6 protein-coding genes are annotated in these 6,000 nt (G+C 65.5%); 2 read left to right on the top strand and 4 right to left on the bottom strand.

Annotation, left to right across the window (positions count from 1 at the left end):
- On the bottom strand, window positions 1–212 hold a 212-nt coding region (locus HV675_RS32270; RefSeq protein ID WP_217478272.1), incomplete at its 3' end, for a hypothetical protein.
- A gap of 47 nt (window positions 213–259) precedes the next feature.
- On the bottom strand, window positions 260–3,028 hold the full coding sequence (gene mdeB / locus HV675_RS26750) for an alpha-ketoglutarate dehydrogenase (protein ID WP_175114472.1): 2,769 nt from the start codon (window positions 3,026–3,028) through the stop codon (window positions 260–262).
- Window positions 3,029–3,177: 149 nt separating this feature from the next.
- Between mdeB and HV675_RS26745 the strand changes: the two genes are divergently transcribed.
- Window positions 3,178–3,708, top strand: a complete 531-nt coding sequence (locus tag HV675_RS26745) for an Lrp/AsnC family transcriptional regulator (RefSeq protein WP_217478270.1) — start codon at window positions 3,178–3,180, stop codon at window positions 3,706–3,708.
- A gap of 55 nt (window positions 3,709–3,763) precedes the next feature.
- Here the strand turns inward: HV675_RS26745 and HV675_RS26740 are convergent, their stop codons facing one another.
- Window positions 3,764–4,222, bottom strand: coding sequence for an MEKHLA domain-containing protein (locus HV675_RS26740; protein WP_175114470.1), 459 nt, complete (start codon window positions 4,220–4,222; stop codon window positions 3,764–3,766).
- 329 nt (window positions 4,223–4,551) lie between these two features.
- Here HV675_RS26740 and HV675_RS26735 point away from each other — a divergent pair, with 329 nt between their 5' ends.
- Window positions 4,552–5,451 (top strand): heme-binding protein, encoded by a 900-nt coding sequence (locus HV675_RS26735; protein WP_175114469.1) that lies wholly within the window; start codon window positions 4,552–4,554, stop codon window positions 5,449–5,451.
- Between the two features lie 78 nt (window positions 5,452–5,529).
- Here the strand turns inward: HV675_RS26735 and HV675_RS26730 are convergent, their stop codons facing one another.
- Complete coding sequence (locus tag HV675_RS26730; protein WP_175114468.1) at window positions 5,530–5,862, bottom strand: hypothetical protein; 333 nt, start codon at window positions 5,860–5,862, stop codon at window positions 5,530–5,532.
- Between the last annotated feature and the right edge of the window lie 138 nt (window positions 5,863–6,000).

Raw genomic sequence — 6,000 nt, 5'->3', positions numbered from 1 at the left:
CACAGCCCGGGCGCGAGCCCCAGCGCGCCGCGCCCGGCCGGCGGCCAGCCGACCCCGCGCGGCAAGAAGCCCGCCGGCTTTTTCGACACCTTGTGGCACACCGTCTTCGGCGTGCGTTCGTAACACGGCACGCCGCGAGCCGGCTGCCGCCTATCGCGCGGCACGCGCGTGCGGCCAAACAGCCGGACAGGCCTGCGCAAAGCGTCCGTCATTGACGATCGTTGCGCGTCGCGCCGCATCGAATGCCGTTCAACGCCGCTCAACGCCACCACGGCGGCGTCAGTCCATCGCCAGGGTTCGCAGCACCGGCAGCGCCGCCGCGGTAACGCGCAATCGCGTCGCGCACCACCTCCCGTCCAATCTCGCCGTCGTCGGCCAGCGCATGCAACGCGGCGATCACGATCGCCACCCGGTCCACCTCGAAGAACGCACGCAACGCGCTGCGCGTGTCGCTGCGCCCGAAGCCGTCGGTGCCGAGCGTCACATAGCGGCGCGGCACATACGCGCGAATCAGTTCCGGCACCGCCCGCACATAGTCGGTGGCCGCGATCACCGGCCCGCGCGTCGCCTCGAGCGCGGCGCTCACGTAAGGCCTGCCCACGCCCGCCGCGTCAAGCGGCGCGCCCGCGTTGCGCGCGCGCCGCTCGGCCTCCATGCCATCGCGCTGCAGTTCGGTAAAGCTCGTGACGCTCCACACCGCTGCCTCGATACCCCAATCGTCGGCGAGCATCCTTCGTGCGGCGAGCGCCTCGCGCAGAATCGCGCCGGAGCCGAGCAGTTGCACGCGCGCGTCCCGCTGCGGCGCCGGCAAGCGGTAGAGGCCCTTCAGGATCGGCTCGCGCAAGGCGTCGAACAGCGCGGGCGTCACGCAAGGGTGCGCATAGTTTTCGTTGGCGACCGTCATGTAATAGAACACGTCATGCTGCGCTTCGACCATCTCGCGCATCCCCGCATCGACGATCGCGGCCACTTCGTACGCGAACGCCGGATCGTACGCGCGGCAGTTCGGAATGGTCGACGCGGCAAGATGGCTCGAGCCGTCCTGATGCTGCAGGCCCTCGCCGCCGAGCGTCGTCTTGCCGGCGGTCGCGCCGATCAGGAAGCCGCGCGCACGTTGATCGGCCGCGGCCCAGATCAGGTCGCCGATACGCTGGAAACCGAACATCGAGTAGTAGATGTAGAACGGCAGCATCGGCAAGTCGTGCACGCTGTACGACGTCGCCGCCGAAATCCATGACGACACCGCGCCCGCTTCGGAGATGCCCTCTTCGAGAATCTGCCCCTGCGTGTCTTCGCGGTAGTACAGCATCGAGCCGCGGTCTTCCGGCTCGTACAGCTGGCCCAGCGGCGAATAGATGCCGACCTGGCGGAACAGGTTCGCCATGCCGAAGGTGCGCGCCTCGTCGGCCACGATCGGCACGATGCGCCGGCCAATCGCGCCGCCCTTCAGAAGCGCGCTCAGCATGCGCACCAGCGCCATCGTCGTCGAGATTTCGCGGTCGGTCGCCGCGAGCGCGAACGACGCCCAGTCCGGCACCGGCGGCACCGCGAGCGCCTGGGTCGCCTGACGGCGGCGGCGCGGCAGATAGCCGCCGAGTGCGGCGCGCCGCGCATGCAGGTACTGCATTTCAGGGTTGTCGGCGGCGGGCTTGTAGAACTTCAGCTGCTCGACGTCGTCATCCGAAAGCGGCAGACGGAAGCGGTCGCGAAACGCCTTGAGCTCGTCGATATCGAGCTTCTTTTGCTGGTGCGTGGTCATCCGCCCCTGGCCCGCGGCGCCCATGCCGAAGCCCTTCATCGTCTTCGCGAGAATCACGCTCGGCTGGCCGCGGTGCGCGCGCGCCTGCGCATACGCGGCGTACAGCTTGCGGGCGTCGTGACCGCCGCGCCGCAGGCGGTCGATATCGTCGTCGCTCATCTGCTCGACGAGCGCCGCGAGCGCCGGATGCTGGCCGAAGAAATGCGCGCGGTTGTACGCGCCGTCGTTCGCGGAGAACGTCTGGAACTGGCCGTCGACCGTCTGCGCGAACGCGCGCGGCAACGCGCTGGTCGTGTCGCGCGCGAACAGCGCATCCCAGTCGGAGCCCCACAGCACCTTGATCACATTCCAGCCCGCGCCATGGAACTGCGCTTCGAGTTCGTCGACGATGCGCCCGTTGCTGCGCACCGGGCCGTCGAGCCGTTGCAGGTTGCAGTTGATCACGAACACGAGATTGTCGAGGCCCTCGCGTGCGGCAAGCGACAATGCGCCGATCGATTCGGGTTCGTCCATTTCGCCATCGCCGAAAAAGCCCCAAACGGTGCGCCCGTCGGTCTGCGCGAGGCCGCGGTTGTGCAGATAGCGCATGAAGCGCGCCTGGTAGATCGCATTGATCGGCCCAATACCCATCGAGCCGGTCGGAAACTGCCAGAAATCCGGCATCAGCCACGGGTGCGGATACGAGCAGAGGCCGGGGCCGGCAATTTCGCGCCGATAGTGCCGCAAATGCGCTTCATCCAGAAAGCCTTCGAGAAATGCGCGCGCATAGACGCCCGGCGACGAATGCGGCTGGAAGTACACGAGGTCGCCGCCGATGCCCGCTTCCGCGCCGGGCGCGGAAGCGCGAAAGAAGTGGTTGAAGCCGACCTCGAACAGATCGGCCGCGGACGCATAGCTCGCGATATGGCCGCCCAGTTCGCCGTACGCGTTGTTGGCGCGCACCACCATCGCGAGCGCGTTCCAGCGCAAGGCGGCCGCAAGCTTGTCTTCGAGCGCGGGGTTGCCGGGGTAACGGCCCTGCTGTTCGAGCGCGATTGTGTTCGTGTATGGCGTCACGCGCGTGCGCGAGGACTGCATGCCGAGCAGACGGGCATGTTCGGCAAGGCTGTCAAACAGGAATTGGGCGCGTTGCTTGCCCGCATGCGCGATGACACCTTCGAGCGCGCTCAGCCATTCGGCCGTCTCCTGCGGGTCGTCGTCTTCACGCACCGCATTGCGTGCAATGTGCAGCCACTGCATGGGTTCAACGCCGTTGGACAGGTCTGTCATCGCGTACTCCGCATCCGGTTGCCGATTGGTTGAGGGTACGGAATATGTTAGTGACGTGTCCGCAAAATGTGCGTCTCAATTGCTTGTGTTTTCCGATTCGCGTAGTGTATTTATTCTTAAGATCCCGCCATAACCGGAATGTTTGCACTATGAGCTCTGCTGCCCGCCCTGCCCGCCGCCTCGACCGGATCGACATCGGCATCCTCAACCAGTTGCAGCAGAACGCGCGCATCACCAATTCGGAGCTGGCGCGCGCGGTGAACCTCTCGCCCACGCCGTGCTTCAACCGCGTGCGGGCGCTCGACAAGCTCGGACTTTTCAAACAGCAGGTCACGCTGCTGAACCCGGATGTGCTGGGTTTGCAGGTGAACGTGTTTATTCAGGTCAGTCTGGAAAAGCAGGTCGAGGATGGCCTGCGGCGCTTCGAGGAAGCGATCAACGCTCGCCCCGAGGTGATGGAGTGCTATCTGATGACCGGCGACGCGGACTATCTGCTGCGCGTCGTGATGCCGGATATTCACGCGCTCGAGCGCTTTATCGTCGACCACCTGACGAAAATTCCAGGCGTGTCAAACATCCGCTCGAGCTTCGCGTTGAAGCAGGTGCGCTACAAGACTGCGCTGCCGCTGCCGGCCAACGGCCTGACGCTGCACGGCCGCGACGACGAAGACGACCTGTAGGCGGTCCGTACTTACGGGCCGCTCGGACACCACGCAGGCACGACTCAGGCACAGCTCAGGCGTCGGTCCAGTCTGCGAACCGCGCCGCCTGGCCTCGATACACGCCCGCGCGGTCGACCAGATTCCACACGATGGCTTTCTCGATCCAGAAACGCCGCCCGGACTTCGCGATACGCAGCCCGCGATAATCGCTCGAGTACCCTTTGCTGCGCACGTCGTCGAGCAGACGCTCGCGCTCGTCGCGGTTCGGCTGCTCCGCCGACAGCCGCGAATGCAGACGGGTGAACTCGTCCCAGTCGTATTCGAAACAGCGCTGCGCAGTTCTGTTTGCATAGACGAAGCGCGGATCGGCATCCGTATTGTGCGCAAGCAGCACGAATGGCGCGTCCTCGTACAACCAGCGTGCGGCATCGGCGGGCGCGATGTCGCGCTCGACGAGGGGTGCGCCGACCAGACGCAAGTGACTATCGGCCAGCAGTTCGGCGAATTCGGTATCGAGAGCAAGAGACTTCATGGGATGACGGCGCGAATGACGTAACGGCGGTTGACGGACAGGTGAAGAGATCGAGCGTTGCGCGAAGCGACCGCAGGCGATGCCGCCCGCGCTGAATCCTCATGCGTCGCGCGCTGATCCAATACTAGCGTAGCGCCGCAGGCGCTGCAGCGCGGCGCGCGGAGTCCCGCATTCCCGCCGTCGAGCGGCGCATCGTCCGCAACGCGGAATAGAGCGCAAACGACGAATGTTTAGATGGCAGGCACGCCAATACAAGGTCCCCGGTGCGCAGTCGGTTCGGGGCGAGGACACGCGGCGCCTCTCGCTATCAACATCCGTGGAGAACGCTTATGCTCACCCGCTTTCGCCCAGGTCCCTCATTAAATGAACAGGTCGAGCAACTGGGATTGCTCGCGTCGTTAGCCGGCCGGTGGTCGGGCAATGGCTACAACCTGATCATGCTGCCCGATTTCGATTCGACACCGCCGAGCACCGGCAACAAACCGTTTCGCGTGCTGCTTTCGGCCACGCATGAGACGCTCGAACTCACGCCGATCGGCGCCGATGTACCGAACCGCGGATCGCAATTGCCCGGTAACACGGCCGATGGACAACCGGATATCGCGATCTTCGGGCTGCGCTATCTGCAGCGTATCAACGACGCGGATTCGCACGAGCCGCTGCATATCGAGAACGGCTTCTGGCTGAATGTGCCGTCCAGCAAGATTCCGAAGGAAGACCCATCGGTGGTCCGGCTAGGGTCGATTCCGCACGGCTCATCGATTCTCCTGCAGGGCAACGCGTTCACGTCGCCGGACGGCAAGCCGCAGTTCGCGACGCTCGACTCGACGCCGCAGCGCAATCCAGCCGGCGCGGCGCTGGGCAGCGGCTATCTGCAGCCGCTCACCGACGCGGCGCTGCCGCCGCGCATCACGAACAAGGATGCGGTGAAGAACCCGAATGTGGTGCTCGCCGATGCGATCAAGCCGTTTCTCGAACACATGAAGAGCACAACGGTGATCACGGTGTCGAGCAAGACCGCGGGCGGCGTGATGAACATTCCGTTCCTGCAGAACACCACCAGCAACAACGCCGCGGCCACCAACGTCGAAGCGACCTTCTGGATCGAGACCGTGCAACCGGACGACGGTCATTCGTTCGAAGTCCTGCAGTATTCGCAGAAGGTGATACTCAACTTCCTCGGTATCGACTGGCCGCATATCTCAGTGGCGACGCTCTTCAGGCAGTGACGCGGCAAGCCGCGCCTCGCGCGCGCGCCACCGGTTGTCTCGGCGGCGCGCGCTTCCGCTCTCGCGGCGCAAGCGTGACTAACCGTGCCGGCCGTCCTCGTCGTGCGCCATCGGCGGCTTGAAATCCGGATCGATGTCGTCGTGCGGCTCGCTGTCGCGCTGACCCGGCTGGCGGCGCGCGGCGCTATCCGGACGATGCTCATCATCGCGTGCGGTTTCGCCCCGCCCTTTTTCGTCACGCGTACTTTCCGGCGCGGCGCGCGCAATTTCTTCAGCATCCACGCTGTCGGGCGGCGCTTCCGGACCGCCCGGCTCGTCCATCGTGTTGACGGGTCCGCTTGCGCGCATGCGCGACGAAGCGCGCGGCTGTTGCCGGGCATGCGGCGACGGCGAGGTTGAAGTTCGTGACATGAGATGGCTCCTTGCGATTGGGCGAACCCGGGCACACCGGACCTACCCCGTCACGCAACCGCCATTCCCGCAAGCCTGCCGCACGCGACGTGCTGCCCGTTCGGCTTCGGATCAGCCACGCACGGCTGCGCCCGTGCG

The sequence above is a fragment of the Paraburkholderia solisilvae genome (assembly GCF_902859875.1).
In the GTDB taxonomy this organism is placed as follows: Bacteria; Pseudomonadota; Gammaproteobacteria; order Burkholderiales; family Burkholderiaceae; genus Paraburkholderia; species Paraburkholderia solisilvae.
The sequence above is the reverse complement of the archived record's forward strand: the minus strand, read 5'-3'. Positions and strand labels throughout refer to the sequence as shown.